This is a genomic window from Streptococcus sp. (assembly GCF_030825805.1).
Taxonomy (GTDB): Bacteria; Bacillota; Bacilli; order Lactobacillales; family Streptococcaceae; genus Streptococcus.
In genome coordinates, this window is sequence record NZ_JAPJPF010000031.1 from 1 (window position 1) to 22916 (window position 22916).

Genomic DNA, 22916 nt, shown 5'->3' on the forward strand with positions numbered 1-22916 from the left:
TGGTACCTAGTCATTTCTGGAACAAAACATGGCTTATAGAAAATTGCATATAGGTGGTGAGGGGGAGAGAAATCTCAACCTCCTTTTTTAAACAATGAGGAACAAATGAAAAAACAATTTGAATTAATTGCGACAGCTGCTGCTGGATTAGAAGCAGTGGTTGGGCGTGAATTACGAGAGCTCGGCTACGATTGCCAAGTGGAAAATGGACGAGTCCGTTTCAAAGGCGATGTTCGTGCAATCATCGAAACCAATCTTTGGTTGCGGGCTGCAGACCGAATCAAGATCGTCGTAGGATCCTTTCCTGCCCGTACCTTTGAAGAACTCTTTCAAGGAGTTTTTGCCTTGGATTGGGACCAATACCTCCCTTTAGGAGCGCGTTTCCCCATCTCCAAAGCAAAATGTGTCAAATCCAAATTGCATAACGAACCGAGTGTACAAGCGATTTCAAAAAAGGCTGTTGTTAAAAAGTTGCAAAAACACTATGCCCGCCCGGAAGGTGTTCCTCTAATAGAAAATGGAGCAGAGTTCAAGATCGAAGTATCGATCCTTAAAGACCAAGCTACTGTCCTGATTGACACGACTGGTAGTAGCCTCTTCAAACGTGGTTATCGGACGGAAAAAGGGGGAGCTCCTATTAAGGAAAATATGGCGGCAGCCATTCTTCAACTTTCCAATTGGTACCCAGACAAGCCCTTGGTTGATCCGACTTGTGGATCAGGAACCTTCTGTATCGAAGCGGCGATGATGGCTCGCCAGATAGCACCGGGCTTGAGACGGACTTTCTCGTTTGAAGAGTGGAATTGGATCGACAATCGTCTGATTCAAGATGTTCGCACAGAGGCTAGTAAAAAAATCAATCGGGACCTTGTCCTAGACATCATGGGAACCGATATTGATGCGCGGATGGTTGAGATTGCCAAAGAAAATGCTCAAAAAGCGGGTGTTGCGAGCGACATCACCTTTAAGCAAATGCGGGTGCAAGATCTGCGTTCAGATAAGATTAATGGGGTCATTATCTCCAATCCGCCGTATGGTGAACGCTTATCCGATGATGCAGGGGTGACAAAATTGTACGCTGAAATGGGAGAGGTCTTTGAGCCCTTGAAGACTTGGAGCAAATTTATCCTGACCAGCGATGAAAACTTTGAAAAGAAGTTTGGGCGACAAGCGGATAAAAAAAGAAAATTATATAACGGAACCTTAAAGGTTGACTTGTATCAGTTCTTTGGGGAGCGGGTACGTCGACAAGCGACTAGTGAGAAAGGAAACATATGACAAAAGAAGATAAACAGCAGTTGGGCCAAGAGGCAGAGTCAGTTCTTGATTTTAAGGACGCCAAAGAGATGACGATTGGCCAAGCGAACCGCAAAGCTGAAGAAATCGAAGCAGGGGTCAAGGAAACAGACAATGTCCTCGATAAATACATCAAACAGCACCGTGACGAAATCGAAGCTCACAAGTTTGATACCATCGTCATGCAAAAGGAAATGTTGGCTGAGGCAGAGGAAGCAGCCACTGTGGAAGCAACAGAGTCAATTCCAAATGAAGAACCTGCAACAGAAGCAAGCTCAGCAGAAGCAGCTAAAAAAGAGGTTGCATCTGCTCGCATTCCAGATCCAATTCCTGGGGAACGCCCTGCAAAAATTAAGTTTGGTCCAGAGCCAACAGAACCATATGTGGATGAAGAAATTGAGATTCCTGAAGAACCGAAAAAAAGCCGGGTCAAACCAATTTTGTTTTCAGTTTTAGCTCTGACAGCAGTTGCTACGGCTAGTTGGTTGTCTTATCAATGGATCCGTAACCAGTCTAAAGGGGAAACGACAGTCGTCTCTTCTACTAGCTCATCTAGCAAGAAGTCCTCTAGTTCTTCTTCCTCAACGAGCGCGAATACAGAGGCTTTGCTGAAGGACTTTAATGATCAGTATGCAGCCTTCTATACAGATGACACGCAGACGAAATTGAAAAATGATTCTTTTGGTAATTTGGAAAAACTAAAAGCCAGTTTGGAAAAATTGAAAGACACCAAAGAATACGATGCAGCCAAAAGTAAATACGATGAATTGGTGAAGCAGGTTTCTGCTATTCAAACAGTTAACTCTCAGTTTACCAGCCCAGTTATTAAGGATGGGGTCATCGATACCAAGGCTCAGGTAAAGAGTGATGCAGTCTTTTCAGATGCGTCAACAGCTAATACACAGTTGAACCAATTGTTGAAAGATGCTGCAGCTCAAGGACGATCACAACAAGTTGCCACTCCAGCACCTGTGACAGATGGTGGTGGCAGTGCTGCAGGTGGAAATGCAGTTTCTTCAGGAACGGTAACCAGTCCTGCTCCTACCCCAGCCCCAGCTACTGAAGGCAACACGACAGGCGGAGTGAACCCAGGCTATTCTGGCTTTGGTCTTCAAAGTACTGGTGTGCCACTTCAACGAAACTTGAGCCGGGTGCCATACAACCAAGCAGCGCTTGACGATGTAAACAATCCTGCGTGGACCTTTAATCCTGGTATTTTGGAGAAAGTTCTGAAGATTGCCCGGGAACGTGGTCATATCGTTGGGGATCAATACATCTTAGAACGCGTGAATATTATCAACGGCAATGGTTATTACAACCTCTTTAAGCCAGATGGAACTTATTTGTTTAGTATCAATGCTAAAACAGGCTACTTTGTCGGAAACGGAAAAGGCCATTCCGATGCATTGGATTATTAAGAATTAAAAAAGACTTCTCTTTCAAAGAGAAGTCTTTTGTTTTTTATACGATATGGCGTGTGAATGGATCGTCAGAAATACCTTGTTCGAGAATCAATTTGCACCACTCTTTGGCAGAAAAGAGGCTGTGATCTTTATAGTTTCCACAAGATTCAATCGTCGTTCCTGGCACGTCTTCCCAGCTTGTCGCTTCAGCAATTTCCTCTAGGGAGGATTTAATCACTTGTGCAATGGTTTTTGGATCGTGCTGTCCCCACATAATCATATGGAAGCCAGTACGACACCCAAATGGGGAACAATCGATCATTCCATCAATGCGTTTACGGATCAACATAGCTAATAGATGCTCGATTGTATGTAAACCAGCAGTCGGGATAGAGTCTTCATTTGGTTGAACCAAGCGGATATCATAGTTTGAGATAACATCTCCTTTTGGTCCAGTTTCCTCTCCGATTAGGCGGACGTAAGGGGCTTTTACAGCAGTGTGGTCTAGTTCAAAACTTTCCACAATAACTTCTTTCGTCATGTATCTTCCTCAATTTCTTTTTTCTTGATTATAGCACAATTGGCGCTGGAAGAAAACACAAGAGAAGAGAGAGGCAAGTAGCCGTTGAAATAGGATTCAGAAGCTTGTTTTAGGGTGTTTTCCCGTTAGACTCAAGGGGGAGAAGCATTAGAAGAATAGCAGAAATAGATTAGTTTTCGCTAGAAAATTTGTTTGTTAATTTTGTAAAAATATGATAAAATAATAAAGAATTTTTTAATTCAACTATTCATTAGATTAGGGGTAAAAACATGGAATTTGGAATTGCAATTGTTTTTGCCGCAATCATTGGTTTAGTCATTGGATATGTAGGGATCTCAGTCAAGATGAAAGCATCGAAAGAGGCTGCAGAACTTACTCTTTTAAATGCTGAACAAGAAGCAACGAATTTACGTGGACAGGCAGAGCGCGAAGCTGATTTGATTTTGAAAGAAGCTAAGCACGAGTCTAGTTCACTTAAAAAAGAAGCACTTTTGGAGGCAAAGGAAGAAGCCAGAAAATATCGAGAAGAAGTCGATGCTGAGTTTAAATCAGAGCGTCAAGAATTAAAACAATTAGAAACCCGCTTAGCGGAACGTTCGAATAATCTTGATCGCAAAGATGACAATCTTACGAGCAAAGAGCAAGCTCTTGAACAAAAAGAGCAAAGTCTTTCAGATAGAACTAAACACATTGATGCGCGTGAAGAACAATTACATGAGCTAGAAAAGAGGAAAGAAGAAGAATTAGAAAAAATTGCTTCTCTGACTCAATCGGAAGCACGTGATATTATCTTAACGCAAACAGAAGAACGACTCTCCAAAGAGATTGCGACTCGAATTCGAGAAGCAGAAGTGGAAGTGAAAGAACGTTCAGATAAAGTTGCAAAAGATATCCTGGTTCAAGCCATGCAACGGATGGCCGGGGATTTTGTGGCAGAACAGACCAACTCAACGGTTCATTTACCAGATGATGCAATGAAGGGCCGGATTATTGGTCGCGAAGGTCGAAATATCCGAACCTTCGAAAGTTTGACAGGTGTGGATGTGATTATTGATGACACTCCAGAAGTAGTTACACTGTCTGGATTTGATCCGATTCGTCGGGAAATCGCACGAATGACCATGGAAAGTCTCTTGAAAGATGGTCGCATCCATCCAGCTCGGATTGAAGAGTTGGTAGAGAAGAACCGTTTGGAAATTGACCAACGGATTCGTGAATATGGTGAAGCGGCAGCCTATGAAATTGGCGCACCAAATCTACATCCTGATTTGATGAAGATTATGGGACGCTTGCAATTCAGAACTTCCTATGGACAGAACGTCTTGCGTCACTCCATTGAGGTCGCTAAGTTATCTGGTATTATTGCTAGTGAGCTTGGTGAAAATGCTACCTTGGCTCGTCGAGCTGGTTTCCTTCATGATATTGGTAAAGCCATCGACCGCGAGGTAGAAGGTAGCCACGTAGAAATTGGTACTGAATTAGCTCGTAAATACAAAGAGCACCCTGTTGTTGTCAATACGATTGCCAGTCACCATGGTGATGTCGAACCAGAAAGTGTCATCGCAGTTATTGTTGCAGCAGCAGATGCCTTGAGTGCAGCGCGTCCAGGTGCCCGGAGCGAGTCTCTTGAAAGCTACATCAAACGCCTGCAAGATCTTGAAGAAATTGCAAATGGCTTTGAGGGAGTTAAGACCAGCTTTGCCTTGCAAGCAGGTCGTGAAATTCGAATTATGGTCAGCCCTGAAGAAGTCAAGGATGATAAGTTGACCATCTTGGCTCATGATATCCGTGAGAAGATTGAGTCCAACTTGGAGTACCCTGGTAACATCAAGGTAACCGTTATTCGTGAATTACGTGCCATTGATTATGCAAAATAGAGCTTGTTAAAAGCCATATATAAAAGATAGTCAGCTAAGGTGGAACAACCTTAGTTGGCTATTTTTTTGTGAGTCGTGTTAAAAATGGCTTAGCACAGATGAAATGGTTCATTGGCAGAGAAGGGGTTAGGAGCCTTGTCTCTAGGAAAAATCTGTTGAAAAATCTTTCTATTTTTGTTACACTAGATAGAAAGATAGCGAAGGAGATAAAATGGCGGATCGAGGATTATTAATCGTTTTCTCAGGGCCCTCAGGTGTTGGGAAGGGGACGGTTAGACGCGAGATTTTTGAAAGCTCAGACAATCAATTTCAATACTCAGTATCGATGACAACACGTGCACAACGCCCTGGTGAAGTGGACGGAGTAGACTATTTCTTCCGTACACGTGAAGAATTTGAGGAGTTGATTCGTCAAGGTCAAATGCTCGAATATGCTGAATATGTAGGTAATTATTATGGGACTCCCTTGACCTATGTGAACGAGACTCTTGATAAGGGGATCGATGTCTTCCTTGAAATCGAAGTGCAAGGGGCTTTGCAGGTGAAGAAAAAGGTACCCGATGCCGTCTTCATTTTCTTGACTCCTCCAGATTTGGATGAGTTGCAAGATCGATTGGTTGGACGTGGCACGGATAGTGCGGAAGTGATTGCCCAACGGATCGAAAAGGCCAAAGAAGAGATTGCCTTGATGCGTGAGTATGACTATGCCATTGTCAATGACCAAGTGCCTCTGGCTGCGGAACGTGTCAAACGTGTGATTGAGGCGGAACATTTCCGTGTTGATCGGGTGATTGGTCACTACCAAGAAATGCTTCCCAAAGCCACTCAGGTGGTACGATAATTTAGAATAGGAATTAGGTAAAAAGATTATGATGTTAAAACCATCCATTGATACATTGTTGGATAAAGTACCGTCAAAATATTCTTTGGTTATTCTTGAAGCCAAACGAGCTCATGAGTTAGAGAGTGGTGCAAGTCCCACTCAAGAATTTCAATCCGTAAAATCTACCTTGCGTGCCTTGGAAGAGATTGAATCAGGAAATGTGGTGATTCACCCAGATCCAGAAGCCAAGCGCGAAGCGGTTCGTCGCCGAATCGAAGCAGAACGCTTGCGTAAAGAAGAAGAAGAGCGTAAAATTAAAGAACAAATCGCAAAAGAAAAAGAAGATGGGGAAAAAATTTAAGGTTGGGTTCGCTCAATCTTATTTTTTGCTATTTAGCACTAGGGCAGGAAGGAGGTGGAAACATGCTTGCACAAGTCATTGTTGATGTTCCCTTGATGCAGACGGATAAACCCTATAGTTACCAAGTACCGGAAGAGTTTTCTCCATTCTTGGAAAAAGGAATGCGGGTGCATGTTCCGTTTGGAAAGGGCAATCGGCTCATTCAAGGAATTGTAGTTGGCTTAGAGGAAACCACTCTAGCAGCTCAAGACCAAGAATTAAAAAGTATTGTGGAAGTCTTAGACTACCAACCGGTTTTAGGAGAGGAGCAATTTTGGCTAGCAGATCAGTTGCGAAAGACAGTTTTTGCCTACAAAATTACCCTCTTGAAAGCCATGCTCCCGAGTGTTTTAAATTCTTCCTATGATAAAATTCTCCATCCGACAGAACTATTATCGCCAGAAGATCGAGAGGATATTTTTGGAACAGCGACTAGCTTGGCTTTTTCTTCTTTAGATATTGAAGCCCAAGCACGGATGATGCGACTGACTCGTAAGGGAGAGCTGGAAGTAGAGTACCAAGCGGTAGATCGTAAACATATCAAGACAGAAAAATGGTATCGGGTAAATCATCTCCTACTTGAAAACTTAGACATCGCCAAGAATGCTAAAAAGCGCTTGGCCTTGCGAGACTTTGTTCAAGGTCAAAAAGAGGAAGCACCTTTGAGGGATTTGTTGGCGGATTTCTCTCGTCCAGTGGTGAACTATTTCATCGACCAAGGTGCCTTGCTTGTGTTTGAGAAAGAAGTCAATCGTGCGGCAGTCTACTTTAAGGACAAGGAGTCGACGGAGGCATTGGTTTTGAATGCTGAACAAGAAGGAGCAGTGCAAGCAGTAACGAGCAAAATTGGTCAACCTTCCAAACCCTTCTTACTTGAAGGAGTGACGGGGAGTGGGAAGACAGAGGTTTATCTCCAAATCATCCAAGAGGTGCTAGAAAAAGGGAAAACAGCGATTATGTTGGTTCCTGAGATTTCCTTGACGCCTCAAGTGACGGACCGCTTCATTTCTCGCTTTGGGGATCGGGTAGCCATCCTTCATTCGGGTCTATCCAACGGTGAAAAATACGACGAGTGGAGACGAGTAGAGCGAGGGGAGGCCCAAGTAGTCGTTGGAGCTCGGTCTGCTATCTTTGCTCCTCTTAAGAATTTGGGAGCTATCATTATTGACGAAGAACATGAGGCTACTTATAAACAAGATAGCAATCCTCGTTATCATGCGCGTGAAGTGGCTTTGTTACGAGCTCAATACCACCAAGCTGTTTTGGTCTTGGGGTCGGCGACTCCTAGCTTGGAAACGCGGGCCCGTGCAGGAAAAGGGGTTTATGAATTTCTTCAACTGACCCAACGGGCCAATCCGCTTGCTCGCATTCCAGAGGTAGAGGTGATCGATTTCAGGGACTATATTGGCCAGCAGGAATCTGGAACCTATACCCCCAAGTTGCTTGAAGCGATAGCAGAACGTCTGCAACGAAAAGAGCAAGTCGTCCTCATGCTCAATCGCCGGGGTTATTCCAGCTTTGTCATGTGTCGCGAGTGCGGTCAGGTAGATACCTGTCCGAATTGCGATATTTCCTTGACCCTCCATATGGACACTAAGACGATGGACTGCCATTATTGCAATTACCATAAGGCTATTCCTACAGTCTGTCCTAATTGCCAAAGTCGATCGATTCGTTACTACGGGACGGGGACCCAGAAGGCCTACGATGAGCTACAAGAAATTTTTCCTGAAGCCCGCATTCTGCGGATGGATGTCGATACCACTCGGAAAAAAGGGAGTCACGAGGCCTTGTTGGACCAGTTTGGTCAAGGACAAGCCGATATTTTACTGGGGACCCAGATGATCGCCAAAGGTTTGGATTTCCCCAATGTAACGCTAGTCGGTGTCCTCAATGCGGATACAGCCCTAAATTTACCTGATTTTCGCTCGTCAGAGCGGACCTTCCAACTATTAACCCAGGTGGCAGGACGGGCTGGTCGTGCGGATAAAGAAGGACAGGTTCTGATCCAGACCTATAATCCTCATCATTATGCTATTGAATATGCAAAACGCCAAGATTACGAAGGATTTTATGCCTATGAAATGAAGGTTCGTCGCCAGTTAGGCTATCCGCCTTATTATTACACAGTAGGTTTGACCCTCTCTCACAAACAAGAAGAGGTTGTCGTTAAAAAAGCTTATCAGGTGATGGACCTGTTGAAAGCAGGTTTGTCGGAACAGGTTCAAATTTTGGGACCAACGCCAAAACCAATTGCTCGTACGCATAATTTATACCATTACCAGATCCTGTTGAAGTACCGGTTTGAAGACCAGTTACCACAAGTCTTAAATCAGATTTTGGACTTTACTCAAGAGCGGGAAAATCAAGATCTTCGAGTCAGCATTGACAATGAACCGCAAAGTTTTATGTAGAAGGAGAAAAAATGACAAAAATACTATTTATGGGAACGCCTGATTTCTCGGCTACAGTTTTAAAAGGCTTGATTTCTGATGAACGCTATGAGATTCTAGCCGTTGTGACTCAACCAGATCGAGCAGTTGGGCGAAAAAAAGAAATTCGGATGACGCCGGTAAAAGAAGTGGCTTTAGAAGCAGGTTTGCCAGTCTACCAGCCGGAGAAACTATCGGGAAGCCAGGAGTTAGAAGATTTATTGGCTTTGGGAGCAGACGGGATTGTTACAGCAGCCTTTGGACAATTCTTGCCGAGTCGTTTGTTAGAGGCGATGAAGTTTGCTGTAAACGTCCATGCTTCTCTTCTTCCAAAATACCGTGGTGGGGCTCCTATTCATTATGCCATTATGAATGGGGATAAAGAAGCTGGTGTGACCATCATGGAAATGGTCAAAGAGATGGATGCCGGAGATATGATTTCCTCTCGTGCCATCCCTATTTTAGAAGAGGACAATGTGGGAACCATGTTTGAGAAATTAGCTCTTATCGGTCGGGATCTTCTCTTAGAGACCTTGCCGTCTTATCTTGCAGGAGAACTTAAGCCACAAGCCCAGGACCCCAAACAAGTAACCTACTCTCCCAATATCAAACCGGAAGAAGAACGTCTGGATTGGACACGGACCAACCGTGAACTCTTCAACCAAGTTCGAGGCATGTATCCTTGGCCGGTTGCCCATACCTTATGGAAGGGAGAACGCTTCAAGATTTACCAAGCGAAACCGTGTGAAGGACAAGGTCAACCAGGGGAAATTTTGGCTCTCCATAAAAATGAAATCCTTGTTGCGACAGGTGAGGGAGCCTTGGCCTTGATCCTGGTTCAGCCAGCTGGCAAACCTAAAATGGCTGTTGGAGATTTCTTAAATGGCTTAGGTCGACAATTGCAAGTAGGTGATCAATTTGGTAAATAAGATGCAGACTGCACGAGGGTTGGCCCTCTCTACCTTAGGAGAGATTTTCCAGGACGGTGCCTTTTCAAATATTGCCCTCAAAAAAGCTCTGAGAAAGGCAACTTTGTCAGAAGTGGATAAAAGTCTAGTGACCGAAATCGTTTATGGGACGGTTTCGCGTAAATTAACTTTGGAATGGTATCTATCGCACTTTGTCGCTGATCGTGATCAGGTAGACCCATGGATCTATCATCTTTTATTGATGAGCCTCTATCAGTTCGTCTATCTTGAGAAGATTCCTCCCCATGCTGTTGTCCATGAAGCAGTAGAGCTTGCCAAGCGACGGAAGAAGGGGAGCGAAAAATATGTCAATGCTCTCTTACGGAAAATGCTACGAGAGGGGCTTCCATCGATTGACCAGATTAAACGAGTCAACAAACGACTTTCGATCCGTTATTCACTTCCGGTTTGGTTGGTGAAAAAGCTGCTGGATGAGTATGGAGAAAAGCGGGCAATTGCAATTTTCGAAAGTCTCTATGTTCGCAATAAGGCTAGTGTGAGAGTGGTTGACCTTGACCAAAAAGAAGAAATCAAGGACCAGTTGCAGGCTTCAGATTCCCTCTTGGCCTCAACTGCCCTTGTAAAGGAGAATGGTTATTTTGCAGGCTCTGATTACTTCAAGCAAGGAAAACTGACCATTCAAGATGAGACAAGTCAATTGGTAGCTCCAGCTTTAGAGGTTCAACCTTCAGACCAGGTATTGGATGCCTGTGCAGCACCTGGTGGCAAGACTACTCATCTAGCTTCTTATCTAGTCGATGGGAAGATTACAGCATTGGACTTGTACGATCATAAGCTCCAATTAATTCAGGAAAACGCGGAGCGTCTAGGAGTGGCAGATAAAATCCAGACAAAAAAACTGGATGCCAGCAAGGTATTTGAAACTTTTGGATCGGATGCCTTCGATAAAATCTTGGTAGATGCCCCTTGCTCTGGGATTGGTTTGATCCGCCGAAAGCCAGACATCAAGTACAATAAAGATAATGCTGACTTTGCATCTCTGCAGGCGATTCAATTGGAAATATTGGATGGAGTTTGTCAAAGTGTGCGGAAAGATGGTATAATAGTCTACAGTACATGCACAATTATAGGAGAAGAGAATTTTGATGTGGTTCACCAGTTTTTAGAAACCCATCCAAATTTTGAACTCGTGCCATTAGATCATGAACGAAAAGATATTCTGAAAGAGGGTTGTATTTTAATTACGCCGGAATTGTATGGAAGCGATGGTTTCTTTATTAGTCGTTTTCGAAGAATATCGTAATCTCAGGAGGATACGGACAGTATGGAAATTTCTATCTTAACCGATGTAGGTCAAAGACGGACAAATAACCAAGACTATGCAAATCAATATAAAAACAAAGCAGGAAAATCCATGATTTTTCTAGCTGACGGGATGGGGGGGCATCGTGCTGGCAATATTGCGAGCGAGATGGCTGTTACAGATCTTGGCGCTGCTTGGGTAGCGACTGAAATCAGCACCATTAACGAAGTAAGAGAGTGGTTTGCAGATAATCTGGAAAAAGAAAATCAGCAGATCCATCGCATTGGTCAAGATGAAGAACATAAAGGAATGGGAACAACTCTGGAAGCTCTCGCCATTATCGATGACCAAGTCTTATTTGCGCATGTAGGAGATTCTCGAATTGGACTCGTGCGTAATGGGGAATACCATCAATTAACCAGTGACCATTCCTTAGTAAACGCCTTGCTCAAAGCTGGCCAGATTACGGAAGAAGAGGCAGCTCATCATCCGCAACGCAATATCATCACCCAATCTATTGGACAAAAGGATGAATTGCAGCCGGACTTTGGTATGGTTACGATTGAAGCGGGAGATTTCATTGTTATCAATAGTGATGGATTAACCAATATGATCTCTGGTGATGAAATCCGTGATATCGTTACCAGCGATTTATCGGTTGAAGAAAAGGCAAAAACCTTGGTTCGCTTTGCGAATAATGCTGGCGGTTTGGACAATATTACAGTTGTACTGATTCACTTTGCTGAGGAGGATATAGCATGATTCAAATCGGCAAAATTTTTGCCGGACGATATAAGATAATCCGTCAAATCGGGCGTGGAGGGATGGCAGACGTCTATCTCGCTCGGGATTTAATCTTAGATGGTGAAGAAGTTGCAGTTAAAGTACTGAGGACCAATTACCAAACAGATCCAATTGCAGTTGCTCGCTTCCAACGAGAGGCCAAAGCGATGGCAGATTTGGATCATCCAAATATCGTTCGGATTACGGATATCGGTGAAGAGGAAGGTCAACAATACTTGGCGATGGAATATGTCGCTGGCTTAGACTTGAAACGTTATATCAAGGAAAATGCACCTCTTTCAAATGAAGAAGCCGTTCGCTTGATGGGGCAAATCCTTCTTGCTATGCGCCTGGCGCATACACAAGGGATTATTCATCGTGACTTAAAACCTCAAAACGTCCTTTTAACACCTGACGGAAATGCCAAGGTCTCTGACTTTGGGATTGCAGTAGCCTTTGCAGAAACGAGTCTCACTCAGACAAACTCTATGTTGGGATCGGTTCATTATTTGTCCCCTGAACAAGCCAGAGGATCGAAAGCTTCTGTTCAAAGTGACATTTATGCAATGGGAATTATTTTCTATGAAATGCTGACGGGACATATCCCTTATGATGGGGATAGTGCAGTGACCATCGCACTACAACATTTCCAAAAACCACTTCCATCCATCATCGAAGAAAATAAAAATGTTCCACAAGCCTTGGAAAATGTGGTTATTAAGGCAACGGCAAAGAAACTATCCGATCGCTATAAGTCGGTAGCTGAAATGTATGTCGACCTATCTAGCTGCTTATCTTATGAACGGCGTAACGAGAAGAAATTGGTCTTTGATGACGCTTCAAAAGCGGATACCAAGACCCTACCAAAGGTAAACGTGGTTCCAAAACCAGCTCCACTTCCAACATCAGACGTTCGTCCGGCCGTTCATGAGGACCTACCAGGGACTTCAGAGGATAGAACAGTTCCAGTTTCTCCAAAAAATAAGCCACGTCGTCGTTTGAGGACACGCTATAAAGTCTTGTTTGTTGCTTTAGCTTTGGTACTAGCTGCCTTTGCCTTTCTTCTTTATATGAGTCCAGCCAACAAAACAGTTCCGGATGTATCTGGAAAAACTGTCGCAGAAGCTCGGGCTATCATTGAAGATCAGGATCTTCAAGTTGGAGACGAAAAAGAAGAATACAGTGATTCTGTACTTGAGGGCTATGTGATTCGTACCAATCCAAATGCTGGAGCTCAGAAAAAGGAAAACAGCAAGATTGATTTGGTTGTTTCGAAAGGACCAAGCACCTTTGACATGAGAGACTATACTAATATGGCTAGAGAAGATGCAGAAAATGACCTGAAAAATAACTATAAGCTGTCTAGCAAGCTCATTTCGATTGAAGAAGTTGAGACCAATGAAGTAGAGCCAGGAATCGTTATTGAGCAATCTCCTGCCGCTGGTCAAAAATATGATTTGACTTCTAGTACGAAGGTTGTTCTGAAAGTATCTAAGGAAAGTAATTCCATCGAATTACCAAGTTATGTCGGTTCTTATTATGAATTTGCTGTTTCTAATCTCGTTCAGATCTACGGGGTGAAGGAAGCAAATATTGAACGGAAGACCACATCGCATCTTCCGGCTGGAGTAGAAGTCTTACCAGGTCAAATTGTGAGTCAGACTCCAGAAGCTCAATCAAGCATCGATATTAAAAAGACTCGTATTGTCTTGACTGTGTACGAACCGAAGACGGAACCATCAAGTAGTACGAAAGCTTCAAGCAGTTCATCAGACAGCTCAAGCTCTACAACAGTGGAATCACATTCCAATACGGATCCTTCAGCTACCACTGAGCCAGAATAGTAACGTGATGATCTTATAAAACCAGACCAAATCGGTCTGGTTTTTTCAGTAAAGAGAGAGTAGGAATGAATCCTTCTAGAGGCGGAAGCGAATCCCTTGGAATTTTGATAAAATAGAATGGAGAGGTTCAATTATGTGGAAGATTCAATTGTTTGTGTTTGTCGAAGCTTTGTTACTCACCATGGCTGCAATCACTATTTTAGCGGGAAATATATCTCGTATTGTCCTAATCGTGGTTCTTTGCTTACTTCTATTGTATTATTACATCGGAAAACAACGGAGTAATTTTCTTTTAGTGGCGTCCAGCATCCTGCTGTTTTTTATTGTCATGCTAAATCCCTATGTCATCGCTGCGCTTTTGTTTGCCGTAGTCTATGCCATGCTGGTGGCTTATCCTTATTTTTACCGTGAAAACGAAGAAGTGAAGATAGATTATGAGGAAGATGTAGAAATCCGACAAGAGAAAACGCCTTGGATTGGAGATTTGCATCATTTTTCAAAGGTAAACTGCCATTTTCGTGATTTAACGATTACACGTTTAGTCGGGAAGGATACGATTCACTTAGATGAAGTGATTGTCGTAAATCATGACAATGTCATAATCATGAGAAAGATGTTTGGCAATACTAAAATTATTCTGCCAGTGGATGTAGAGCTTAGCTTGCAGGTGAATACCTTATATGGAGAATTACGCCTCTTTTCTCAAAAACCTAGGAAATTGAGAAATGAGACAGTTAGCATGGAGACGCCAGATTATCGAAGTTCCCATCGGACAGTGAAGCTTGTTGTAGCAGGAATCGTTGGAGATGTGGAGGTGGTCAGAGGATGAAACGAACAGACTATCTTTTAATCTTCCTATATACGGTCTTAATTCTAGCTGTTATTATCCATTCTATCTTTGGTCTCTTCGACTTTCAGTGGACTTATCTATTGGAAGATTTATCAAAGCTTCGTGCATTTCTGTTTATTGGCTTTGGCTTGACGGTTGCTCTCACTATTTTGATGATTTTATTGATTAAATTGATTCAATTTACAATTATGAATACCGTCCAAAAAAACCTAAGAAGCTTGCTCGAAGGCAAGAAGTTAAAACTGGGAGAAAACAAAGAAATTAATGAAGATTTTCAACGCTTGGATCGGAAGCTCAAACGGCTAACAGAAAATTTGCAACGAACAGAAAATCGAGTCATGCAAAATGAAGAAGAGATTGTGGAAAGAGAACGCAGGCGAATTGCGCGAGATCTCCATGATACGGTGAGCCAAGAATTATTTGCAGCCAACATGATCTTGTCCGGTGTAGCCAGCCAGGATCAAGTTCTTCAACTTCCTAAAGTAGGGCAACAGTTGAAGGGAGTTACAGAGATTCTAAATACTGCTCAAAATGATTTGCGAATTTTGCTACTGCATTTACGGCCGACAGAATTGGAAGGTCGGAACCTAGTAGAAGGTCTGCAGGTGATTTTTAGAGAACTGCAAGAAAAGAGCAATTTAGAAGTTCATTTTGAACACGATGTTCAAAAATTACCTAAAGCCATTGAAGAGCATATTTTCCGGATTGTGCAAGAAGTGGTTAGCAATACATTGAAACATGCTCATGCCAAGCGATTAGATGTTTATCTTTTGCAAGCAGAACAATCCCTCCATCTCAAGATAGCAGATGACGGAGTAGGCTTTGATCCAGAATCGCTGGGTGAACTAAGTTACGGTATGAAAAATATTCAAGATCGAGTGGATGACATGGCAGGAAGAATTAAAATTTTGGCCAGTCCCAAAAAAGGAGTGGCCATTGATATCAAAGTGCCATTAGTAGAAGGAGAAAATGATGAAATTATTACTAGTAGATGATCATGAGATGGTCCGATTAGGATTAAAAAGTTATTTAAGTATGCAAGAGGGGATTGACCAAGTCCTAGAGGCTAGTGATGGTCAAGAGGGTGTCGAGTTAGCTTTACAAGAACGACCAGACGTCATTATTATGGATATTGTCATGCCCCATATGAGCGGGATTGAAGCGACGCTCGCCATCTTAAAGGAATGGCCAGATGCAAAAATATTAATCCTAACGTCCTATCTGGACAATGAAAAAATTTACCCTGTCTTGGATGCGGGAGCTAAAGGCTATATGCTCAAAACTTCCAGTGCAGAGGAAATTCTCCGTGCAATCTACAAGGTGGAGCAGGGAGAGTTGGCGATTGAGACAGAAGTCAGCCAAAAAGTAGAGTATCGAAAAAATCACGTGGAACTCCATGATGACCTGACCGCGCGTGAACGAGATATCTTGGCTTTACTAACCAAGGGGTACGAAAATCAACGGATAGCTGATGAATTATTCATTTCATTAAAAACAGTCAAGACCCATGTGTCGAATATATTGTCAAAATTAGAAGTGAGCGATCGTACCCAAGCAGTAGTTTATGCCTTCCAACATCACTTGGTCTCTCAGGAAGATTTTTAGTCAAAAACATGCTATAATAGACAGCATACTAAATGGAGACCAACATGGATGCAAAAACACGCTACAAAGCGAAAAAGATTAAAATAGTATTTTTCGATATTGACGATACCTTACGAAATGTTGAGACAGGCTATGTTCCAGCTTCGATCACCAGAGTATTCTCTCAATTACGAGAAAAAGGAATTTACACAGCTATTGCTAGTGGACGAGGGATTTTTGGAGTACCAGAAGAAATCAAGGCTCTCCAACCGGACTTCTATGTCACTTTGAATGGCTCCTACGTGATTGATCGCAAGGAAAATGTCATTTATGAAGAAAGGGTACCAAATCCACTTATTCAAGACTTTATTGCTTGGACCAAGCAAGTTGGAATTCATTATGGTTTGGTTGGGAGCCATCAAGCAGCCCTTTCTGTTCGGACGGAAGAGATGAGCCAGGCCATTGATCCCATCTATCCAAATCTACCAGTGAATCCTGATTTTGCTGCCAAGCATTCTATCTATCAAATGTGGACCTTCGAGACTGGTGAAGCATTCGATGCTCTCCCAGAGGATTTGGCACAAGAATTGCGTTTGGTTCGCTGGCATCCAATTTCATCTGATGTTGTCTTGAATCAGCAATCCAAAGCTCATGGTGTCTCAAAGGTAGTAGAAAAACTAGGGCTCAAACCAGAAAATGTCTTAACATTTGGGGATGGATTGAACGACATAGAATTATTTGACTATGCTGGTTTAGCGATTGCCATGGGAAATGCCCAGGAAGCATTAAAAGCTAAAGCAGATTATGTCACAAAAACTTTAGAAGAAGATGGCATTTTACATGCCTTAGAGGAGTTAAAAATGGTTGAAAAAGAATTGCATTTACCACAAACAAAAATGGATCAGGAAACAGGACCAATTGCGACGATTCATACCAACTATGGAGATCTGAAGATTCGTCTCTTCCCTGATCAAGCACCAAAAACCGTTGCAAACTTTATTGCGCTTGCGAAAGACGGCTATTACAACGGAGTGATTTTCCACCGCATCATTAAAGATTTTATGATCCAAGGTGGCGACCCAACTGGAACAGGTATGGGTGGGGAATCCATCTACGGAGAATCTTTTGAAGATGAATTCTCTGAAGAATTGTACAATATCCGTGGCGCGCTATCTATGGCCAATGCCGGACCAAATACCAATGGCAGTCAATTCTTCATTGTTCAAAACCAACACCTTCCTTATTCTAAAAAGGAAATTGCCCGTGGTGGTTGGCCTGAAGCTATTGCAGAAATTTATGCAGAAGAAGGAGGAACGCCTCATTTGGACCGTCGTCACACAGTATTCGGTCAGTTGATGGACGAAGCTTCTTATCAAGTATTGGACACCATTGCAGCAGTCGAGACAGGTGCCATGGACAAACCCAAAGAAGATGTGGTGATGGAATCGATTGATATTGAGGGAGACGCATGAGAATCGGGGATAAACTGAAGGGTGTTGTGACAGGGTTGCAACCTTATGGAGCCTTTGTTGAACTAGAGACAGGGGTAACCGGTTTAATCCATATTTCTGAAATCCGCAGTGGGTATATTGACAACATTCATGATATTTTAAAAATTGGAGATGAAGTTACTACTCAGGTCATCGATATTGATGAATATTCAGGGAAGGCTAGTTTGTCCCTTCGAACCTTAGAAGCTGGGAATAGAAAGCACTTTCGTCATCATCGTTTTTCGAATGATCGCCATAAGATCGGTTTTACTCCTTTAGCTAAGCAATTACCTATTTGGATTAAAGAAAGTAAAGAATTTTTGAGTGATACTGGGCGGGGAAAATAAGAATTTGTTTCCGCAGATAGAAGAAAAAGAGGCTACATTGTAGCCTCTTTCAGATTAAAGACAAAGTAATTTTAGAAACTTTCCTTAGGTGAGTACGGACGTCAGCGAACCTCGTAGAAGTTCCATGACTAATTATTGAGCCTAAGGCCTCAATAATTCCGAGTACCTGAAACAACTGTGTTTCAGGCACTTTTCTCACAGCGGAAAGTTTTTCATCTTCTTAAATGACTAAAAAAAAAAGTCATTTTTTGAAAATCATCCAGCTGTTTTATGTAAAACAATAGTTTATCTACATTCAAAAAGAGGCTACATTGTAGCCTCTTTCTTATTCTTGTTCAAAATCGTAAAGAGTAGTCGAAAGGTAACGTTCCCCATTATCTGGTGCCAAGGCCAAGACTTTTTTACCAGCTCCAAGCTCTTTTGCGACTTCAATCGCTGCATAGATAGCGGCGGCAGATGAAATTCCAACTAAGAATCCTTCTTTTCCACCAATGTAGCGACCTAATTCTAAAGCTTGTTCAGAAGTGACACGGATTACGCCATCATAAGAATTGGTATCCAGAGTTTCTGGAATGAACCCTGCTGAAAGTCCTTGGATTTTGTGAGGTCCTGGTTTTTCGCCAGAAAGAATCGCTGATTCATCTGCTTCAACGGCATAGACTTGAACGGCTGGGTTGACTTTTTTCAAGGCATGAGAAACACCTGAAATAGTTCCACCTGTTCCAACACCACTGACATAGGCATCCAATCCATTTGGCCCAAAAGCTTCTAAAATTTCTTGTCCTGTTGTTGCTTCATGGACTTCTGGGTTGGCGCTGTTGTTAAATTGGAGGGGAAGGAAACCGTTTCGTTCTGCAGCGATTTCTTCTGCTTTAGCGATAGCTCCTTTCATTCCTTCACTACCTGGAGTTAAGACCAGTTCAGCTCCATAAGCTTGAATGATTTTCCGACGTTCAACACTCATGGTTTCAGGCATGACGATGACGACTTTATACCCTTTGGCAGCCCCAACCCATGATAAACCAATTCCTGTATTTCCGCTGGTTGCTTCAACGATAGTAGAACCAGGTTGAAGCAGACCATCTCGTTCTGCTTTTTCAATCATGCTAAGAGCAATCCGGTCTTTGACAGATGAACCTGGGTTGAAGGCTTCTAGTTTAACATAGACATCAGCAGCCCCTTCAGGTACCAAGTGGTTCAATTTTACAATAGGTGTTTTTCCGATTAATTCTGTAATATTTTCATAGATTGGCATACGATATACACTCCTTTGTTAGTGTATCCAGTATACCGCCAGTAATCCGGTTTGTAAAATATAAAAAAGCTATCGAGGTGATAGCCTTTTTTTATAACTGGATAGGAACTTCCACTTCCTTTAGCCCCTGATCACTAATCTCAACTTTTCCATGGTAAAAATCAATCAGGTCTGCAATCACATCTTCTTTTTGCTCTTTATCTACATAAATCAGACTAAAGACAGCATCGGTGAAGTCTGTCTGAAATTCTGCTAATTGGTGAGCGGATAGAAAGTTCACAAACTCTTGGTATTGGGGATAAGTCAAGGTAATCCCTAACCCAACTTGCTCCTTGATTTCAACGAGACCGATTTCTTTCACAGCCTGAGCGACGCTACCGGCATAAGCACGGATCAGACCGCCTGCGCCTAGCTTGATCCCACCAAAATAACGAGTGACAACGCAGCAGACATTGGTCAACTCATGATTTTCTAGCACACCTAGCATGGGAACGCCGGCAGTACCACTCGGTTCTCCGTCGTCGCTGGTCCGTTTGATCTCAAACTGTTGGCCTATGACAAATGCGGAGCAATTGTGAGTTGCCTTGTAATGTTCTTTCTTGACAGCAGCTATAAAGTCGCGAGCTTCCTCTTCAGTATAGACCCGTTTAACATGGCAAAGAAAGCGAGATTTTTTAATTTCTTCTTGGACGAGGCCGTCCTCTTTAAATGTCTTGTATTCCATACACTTATTTTACAAAAAAACTCTTAAAACTGCGAGCTTTTACGAATATATAAGTATGAAAGTTGAAGATTGTTATGGAAGGTTGTTTACCCAAGATCAACTAGAGGTGGAGCTACTTGGACAAGCCCAGCGACTGCCAACTATGGTAGAGGAAAAGACGGGTTTGCTTTGTAATCGTTGCGGAAGCCAGATTGATAAGACTAGATGGAAACTGCAGATAGGAAGCTACTATTGTAGAGCTTGCATTCAATTAGGAAGAGTTAGGAGCGACCAAACACTCTATCACTTTCCCCAAGAAGCTTTTCCCCAAGAAGAAGTCTTAAGATGGCAGGGGAGTCTGACACCATTTCAAAGTCGGGTTTCTCAAGAGTTGGTTCAATCCTTAACAGATAGCAAGCCGATGATGGTACACGCAGTAACAGGAGCGGGTAAAACGGAAATGATGTACCAAGTGGTGGCAGAAGTGATAAAAAAGGGGAGATGTGTTTGTATTGCTACACCAAGGATTGACGTGTGTATTGAATTGTATAAGCGAATGACAAAGGACTTTTCCTGCCCCATCTCCTTGTTGCACGGTGATTCAGAACCTTATTTCCGAACGCCTCTTATCATATCCACCACTCATCAACTACTAAAGTTCTATCAAGCTTTTGACCTCCTCATCATCGATGAAGTCGATGCCTTTCCTTTTGTTGATAACCCTGTTCTCTACCATGCCGTTTCAAATGCCGTAACCAAGAAAGGGAAACTTATCTATTTGACAGCTACCTCTACAAAAGAGTTAGATAAAAAGGTCAAAAAAAAGGAAATAACCCGCGTTAGCCTACCCAGGCGCTTTCACGGAAATCCTCTAGTAATTCCTAAAAAAGTATGGCTAAAAGATCTACGAAAGAAAGTAGAAAAGAGGCAAGTACCAGGGAAGTTACTCAGACTAATAAAGAAACAACGAAAAACAAGCTTTCCACTGATCCTATTTGTATCAGAGATTGAATTAGGAGAAAAGATCCTTAAACTCTTAAGAGAGAACTTCAAGGATGAAATCATCGAACTGGTGACCTCTAAAACAGAAAATAGATTGGAACTGGTAGAAAAATTTCGCAACCAAGAAATTACCATCCTTGTTTCAACGACAATCCTGGAAAGGGGAGTCACCTTCCCTAAAGTAGATGTGTTTGTGATTGAGGCCAATCATCGGCTGTTCACTAAGAGCGCACTGGTTCAAATATCTGGTCGTGTGGGAAGAAGTATGGAAAGACCTACAGGGGAATTGCTTTTCCTAGCAGAAGGAAGCAGCCAAGAAATGACACAAGCCATTAAAGAAATAAAAGAAATGAATCGGGAGGCAGGATTTTGAGTAACTGTTTGTTATGTGATGAAGAGTTATCCAATCAAGAATCCTTAAGGAATCTAATCTTAATGACAAAAAAGAATCTCACAATATGTGACAACTGTAAAAACAAGTTCGAAGCAGTTAGTGAAGCTAGTTGCAAGACTTGTTGTAAAAAAAGTTCTGAGACATCTTGTGAAGATTGCCAAGAGTGGGAGCGAAAAGGGAAAAGTGTCAACCATAAAGCACTTTACTACTATAACGAGGAAATGAAGGAATATTTTCAGAAATACAAATTCCAGGGGGACCAACTGTTAGCTGGTCTCTTTGCTGAGGAAGTAAAGCTAGCGCTCAAAAAGTATAAAGGGTATACCATTGTTCCAATTCCTTTAAGCGATGAGAGAAATGAGAAGAGAGGATTTAATCAGGTAACAGCCATCTTAGAAGCTGCAAGAATCCCTTATCAAGACGTATTGAAAAAAAAGAATACAAAAGCCCAATCACAGAAAAATAAAAAGGAAAGATTAAAAACAGAACAAGCCTTTGAACGAAAAGAGTTTAAAAACAAAAGCTGGCCGGAGAAAATACTGATAATGGATGATATCTACACAACAGGGGCAACAATAGAGAGAGCTAAAGAAATGTTAAATGTAAATGGGGTGAAAGAAATAAGATCTTTTTCATTAGCAAGATAGAATAATCAAAAATATATTTGCAAAAATAAAATGAAAGCGTTATAATATAGATATAAAAAGAAAAACGTTTAGAAAGTAGGTACTTATATGATTAAATATAGTATCCGTGGTGAAAACCTAGAAGTAACAGAAGCCATTCACGACTATGTCGTTTCTAAACTCGAAAAAATTGAAAAATATTTTCAAGCAGAGCAAGAATTGGATGCACGTGTAAACCTAAAAGTTTATCGTGAAAAAACTGCAAAAGTTGAAGTCACGATTCCACTTGGTTCTATTACGCTTCGTGCAGAAGATGTTTCTCAAGATATGTATGGATCTATTGACTTGGTAGTTGATAAGATTGAACGTCAAATTCGTAAGAATAAAACAAAGATTGAAAAGAAAAATCGTAGTAAATCTGCAACTAGCAAAATCTTTACAGACGTTTTAGTAGAAGAAAGTGTTGCATTGGAAAAAGTCGTTCGTACAAAAACGATTGACATTGAACCAATGGAATTAGATGAAGCGATTCTTCAAATGGAACTATTGGGACATGACTTCTTCATCTATAAGGATGTGGAAGACAATACAACTAACGTTATTTACCGTCGTGAAGATGGAGATATTGGACTTCTCGAAGTTAAAGAAAAATAAATGAATTCAGTCAGAAAGCTCCTGTAGAATATACAGGAGCTTTCCTTTTATATAGGGAATAAATAGTCGCAAATCAAAAAAACAACAAAAAAAATAAAAAAATAGAAAAAAGATATTGACAAGGCGAAGTGGTCGTGATATACTAATATAGTTGTCGCGCGAGAGCGACAAAGACCTTTGAAAACTGAACAAGACGAACCAATGTGCAGGGCACTATAACTAAGGTTATAGTACTGAACAATGAAAAAAACAATAAATCTGTCAGTGACAGAATGAGTTTAAGACAAACAATTATTTTAATGAGAGTTTGATCCTGGCTCAGGATGAACGCTGGCGGCGTGCCTAATACATGCAAGTAGAACGCTGAAGGAGGAGCTTGC

The 22916-nt window shown here is 42.0% G+C and carries 21 protein-coding genes and 1 rRNA gene; 19 read left to right on the top strand and 3 right to left on the bottom strand.

The genetic code is table 11. From position 1 onward, the window contains the following. Positions 1-105 precede the first annotated feature (105 nt). Positions 106-1278: a class I SAM-dependent RNA methyltransferase gene (locus tag RCH62_RS05895; protein WP_306474835.1), complete on the top strand. Its 1173-nt coding sequence runs from the start codon at positions 106-108 to the stop codon at positions 1276-1278. Beyond that, a complete protein-coding gene (locus tag RCH62_RS05900) occupies positions 1275-2714 on the top strand; it encodes a cell division site-positioning protein MapZ family protein (RefSeq protein ID WP_306474836.1) in 1440 nt (479 codons plus the stop codon). Before RCH62_RS05895 ends, RCH62_RS05900 begins: the two co-directional genes overlap by 4 nt. A gap of 43 nt (positions 2715-2757) precedes the next feature. On the opposite strand, the gene RCH62_RS05905 is transcribed toward RCH62_RS05900, so the two are convergent. After that, entirely contained in the window at positions 2758-3240 is a 483-nt protein-coding gene (locus RCH62_RS05905) for an S-ribosylhomocysteine lyase (RefSeq protein WP_006596848.1), read from the bottom strand. Between the two features lie 269 nt (positions 3241-3509). On the opposite strand from RCH62_RS05905, the gene RCH62_RS05910 reads away from it, so the two are divergent. The 13 genes from RCH62_RS05910 to RCH62_RS05970 all read left to right on the top strand — a co-directional run bounded on the left by RCH62_RS05910 (position 3510) and on the right by RCH62_RS05970 (position 17902). Beyond that, positions 3510-5117: a ribonuclease Y gene (locus tag RCH62_RS05910; RefSeq protein WP_306474837.1), complete on the top strand. Its 1608-nt coding sequence runs from the start codon at positions 3510-3512 to the stop codon at positions 5115-5117. A 211-nt stretch (positions 5118-5328) separates the two neighbouring features. After that, positions 5329-5958 (top strand): guanylate kinase, encoded by a 630-nt coding sequence (gene gmk / locus RCH62_RS05915; protein ID WP_006596846.1) that lies wholly within the window; start codon positions 5329-5331, stop codon positions 5956-5958. Between the two features lie 28 nt (positions 5959-5986). Beyond that, positions 5987-6301, top strand: a complete 315-nt coding sequence (rpoZ, locus tag RCH62_RS05920) for a DNA-directed RNA polymerase subunit omega (RefSeq protein WP_042361373.1) — start codon at positions 5987-5989, stop codon at positions 6299-6301. A 62-nt stretch (positions 6302-6363) separates the two neighbouring features. Continuing rightward, on the top strand, positions 6364-8754 hold the full coding sequence (locus RCH62_RS05925) for a primosomal protein N' (RefSeq protein ID WP_219075014.1): 2391 nt from the start codon (positions 6364-6366) through the stop codon (positions 8752-8754). A gap of 11 nt (positions 8755-8765) precedes the next feature. Then, the gene (gene fmt, locus RCH62_RS05930; protein ID WP_306474838.1) at positions 8766-9701 is read left to right on the top strand and encodes a methionyl-tRNA formyltransferase; all 936 of its coding nucleotides are present in this window, start codon (positions 8766-8768) and stop codon (positions 9699-9701) included. Continuing rightward, positions 9691-11004, top strand: coding sequence for a 16S rRNA (cytosine(967)-C(5))-methyltransferase RsmB (gene rsmB, locus RCH62_RS05935; RefSeq protein WP_306474839.1), 1314 nt, complete (start codon positions 9691-9693; stop codon positions 11002-11004). The genes fmt and rsmB overlap by 11 nt, the downstream gene beginning before the upstream one ends. Positions 11005-11025: 21 nt before the next feature. Further along, entirely contained in the window at positions 11026-11766 is a 741-nt protein-coding gene (locus RCH62_RS05940; protein ID WP_306474840.1) for a Stp1/IreP family PP2C-type Ser/Thr phosphatase, read from the top strand. After that, entirely contained in the window at positions 11763-13631 is a 1869-nt protein-coding gene (gene pknB, locus RCH62_RS05945; protein WP_219075017.1) for a Stk1 family PASTA domain-containing Ser/Thr kinase, read from the top strand. The genes RCH62_RS05940 and pknB overlap by 4 nt, the downstream gene beginning before the upstream one ends. A gap of 133 nt (positions 13632-13764) precedes the next feature. After that, on the top strand, positions 13765-14460 hold the full coding sequence (gene liaF, locus RCH62_RS05950; RefSeq protein WP_219075018.1) for a cell wall-active antibiotics response protein LiaF: 696 nt from the start codon (positions 13765-13767) through the stop codon (positions 14458-14460). Further along, entirely contained in the window at positions 14457-15476 is a 1020-nt protein-coding gene (locus RCH62_RS05955) for a sensor histidine kinase (RefSeq protein WP_219075019.1), read from the top strand. The genes liaF and RCH62_RS05955 overlap by 4 nt, the downstream gene beginning before the upstream one ends. Then, positions 15454-16086: a response regulator transcription factor gene (locus RCH62_RS05960; protein ID WP_023022361.1), complete on the top strand. Its 633-nt coding sequence runs from the start codon at positions 15454-15456 to the stop codon at positions 16084-16086. The genes RCH62_RS05955 and RCH62_RS05960 overlap by 23 nt, the downstream gene beginning before the upstream one ends. A gap of 44 nt (positions 16087-16130) precedes the next feature. Then, positions 16131-17537, top strand: coding sequence for a bifunctional Cof-type HAD-IIB family hydrolase/peptidylprolyl isomerase (locus tag RCH62_RS05965; protein ID WP_219075020.1), 1407 nt, complete (start codon positions 16131-16133; stop codon positions 17535-17537). After that, positions 17534-17902: a S1 RNA-binding domain-containing protein gene (locus RCH62_RS05970; RefSeq protein ID WP_120701187.1), complete on the top strand. Its 369-nt coding sequence runs from the start codon at positions 17534-17536 to the stop codon at positions 17900-17902. The genes RCH62_RS05965 and RCH62_RS05970 overlap by 4 nt, the downstream gene beginning before the upstream one ends. Positions 17903-18227: 325 nt before the next feature. Here RCH62_RS05970 and cysK read toward each other — a convergent pair whose 3' ends face one another. Beyond that, on the bottom strand, positions 18228-19157 hold the full coding sequence (gene cysK / locus RCH62_RS05975; RefSeq protein ID WP_023027743.1) for a cysteine synthase A: 930 nt from the start codon (positions 19155-19157) through the stop codon (positions 18228-18230). 91 nt (positions 19158-19248) lie between these two features. Then, positions 19249-19881, bottom strand: a complete 633-nt coding sequence (locus RCH62_RS05980) for a YigZ family protein (protein ID WP_023027744.1) — start codon at positions 19879-19881, stop codon at positions 19249-19251. 55 nt (positions 19882-19936) lie between these two features. On the opposite strand from RCH62_RS05980, the gene RCH62_RS05985 reads away from it, so the two are divergent. The 4 genes from RCH62_RS05985 to RCH62_RS06000 all read left to right on the top strand — a co-directional run. Next, entirely contained in the window at positions 19937-21235 is a 1299-nt protein-coding gene (locus RCH62_RS05985; RefSeq protein WP_219075021.1) for a DEAD/DEAH box helicase, read from the top strand. A 62-nt stretch (positions 21236-21297) separates the two neighbouring features. Further along, positions 21298-21903, top strand: a complete 606-nt coding sequence (locus RCH62_RS05990; RefSeq protein ID WP_257573063.1) for a ComF family protein — start codon at positions 21298-21300, stop codon at positions 21901-21903. A gap of 87 nt (positions 21904-21990) precedes the next feature. Beyond that, entirely contained in the window at positions 21991-22536 is a 546-nt protein-coding gene (hpf, locus tag RCH62_RS05995) for a ribosome hibernation-promoting factor, HPF/YfiA family (RefSeq protein WP_125375215.1), read from the top strand. A gap of 295 nt (positions 22537-22831) precedes the next feature. After that, positions 22832-22916: ribosomal RNA gene (locus RCH62_RS06000) — 16S ribosomal RNA — on the top strand; the annotation flags it as partial.

Bases quoted from the DNA above. Each gene is read 5' to 3' on its own strand.
- RCH62_RS05895 (WP_306474835.1), top strand. From the start codon at position 106: ATGAAAAAACAATTTGAATTAATTGCGACAGCTGCTGCTGGATTAGAA.
- RCH62_RS05900 (WP_306474836.1), top strand. From the start codon at position 1,275: ATGACAAAAGAAGATAAACAGCAGTTGGGCCAAGAGGCAGAGTCAGTT.
- RCH62_RS05905 (WP_006596848.1), bottom strand. From the start codon at position 3,240: ATGACGAAAGAAGTTATTGTGGAAAGTTTTGAACTAGACCACACTGCT.
- RCH62_RS05910 (WP_306474837.1), top strand. From the start codon at position 3,510: ATGGAATTTGGAATTGCAATTGTTTTTGCCGCAATCATTGGTTTAGTC.
- gmk (WP_006596846.1), top strand. From the start codon at position 5,329: ATGGCGGATCGAGGATTATTAATCGTTTTCTCAGGGCCCTCAGGTGTT.
- rpoZ (WP_042361373.1), top strand. From the start codon at position 5,987: ATGATGTTAAAACCATCCATTGATACATTGTTGGATAAAGTACCGTCA.
- RCH62_RS05925 (WP_219075014.1), top strand. From the start codon at position 6,364: ATGCTTGCACAAGTCATTGTTGATGTTCCCTTGATGCAGACGGATAAA.
- fmt (WP_306474838.1), top strand. From the start codon at position 8,766: ATGACAAAAATACTATTTATGGGAACGCCTGATTTCTCGGCTACAGTT.
- RCH62_RS05940 (WP_306474840.1), top strand. From the start codon at position 11,026: ATGGAAATTTCTATCTTAACCGATGTAGGTCAAAGACGGACAAATAAC.
- pknB (WP_219075017.1), top strand. From the start codon at position 11,763: ATGATTCAAATCGGCAAAATTTTTGCCGGACGATATAAGATAATCCGT.
- liaF (WP_219075018.1), top strand. From the start codon at position 13,765: ATGTGGAAGATTCAATTGTTTGTGTTTGTCGAAGCTTTGTTACTCACC.
- RCH62_RS05955 (WP_219075019.1), top strand. From the start codon at position 14,457: ATGAAACGAACAGACTATCTTTTAATCTTCCTATATACGGTCTTAATT.
- RCH62_RS05960 (WP_023022361.1), top strand. From the start codon at position 15,454: ATGAAATTATTACTAGTAGATGATCATGAGATGGTCCGATTAGGATTA.
- RCH62_RS05965 (WP_219075020.1), top strand. From the start codon at position 16,131: ATGGATGCAAAAACACGCTACAAAGCGAAAAAGATTAAAATAGTATTT.
- RCH62_RS05970 (WP_120701187.1), top strand. From the start codon at position 17,534: ATGAGAATCGGGGATAAACTGAAGGGTGTTGTGACAGGGTTGCAACCT.
- cysK (WP_023027743.1), bottom strand. From the start codon at position 19,157: ATGCCAATCTATGAAAATATTACAGAATTAATCGGAAAAACACCTATT.
- RCH62_RS05980 (WP_023027744.1), bottom strand. From the start codon at position 19,881: ATGGAATACAAGACATTTAAAGAGGACGGCCTCGTCCAAGAAGAAATT.
- RCH62_RS05985 (WP_219075021.1), top strand. From the start codon at position 19,937: ATGAAAGTTGAAGATTGTTATGGAAGGTTGTTTACCCAAGATCAACTA.
- RCH62_RS05990 (WP_257573063.1), top strand. From the start codon at position 21,298: ATGACAAAAAAGAATCTCACAATATGTGACAACTGTAAAAACAAGTTC.
- hpf (WP_125375215.1), top strand. From the start codon at position 21,991: ATGATTAAATATAGTATCCGTGGTGAAAACCTAGAAGTAACAGAAGCC.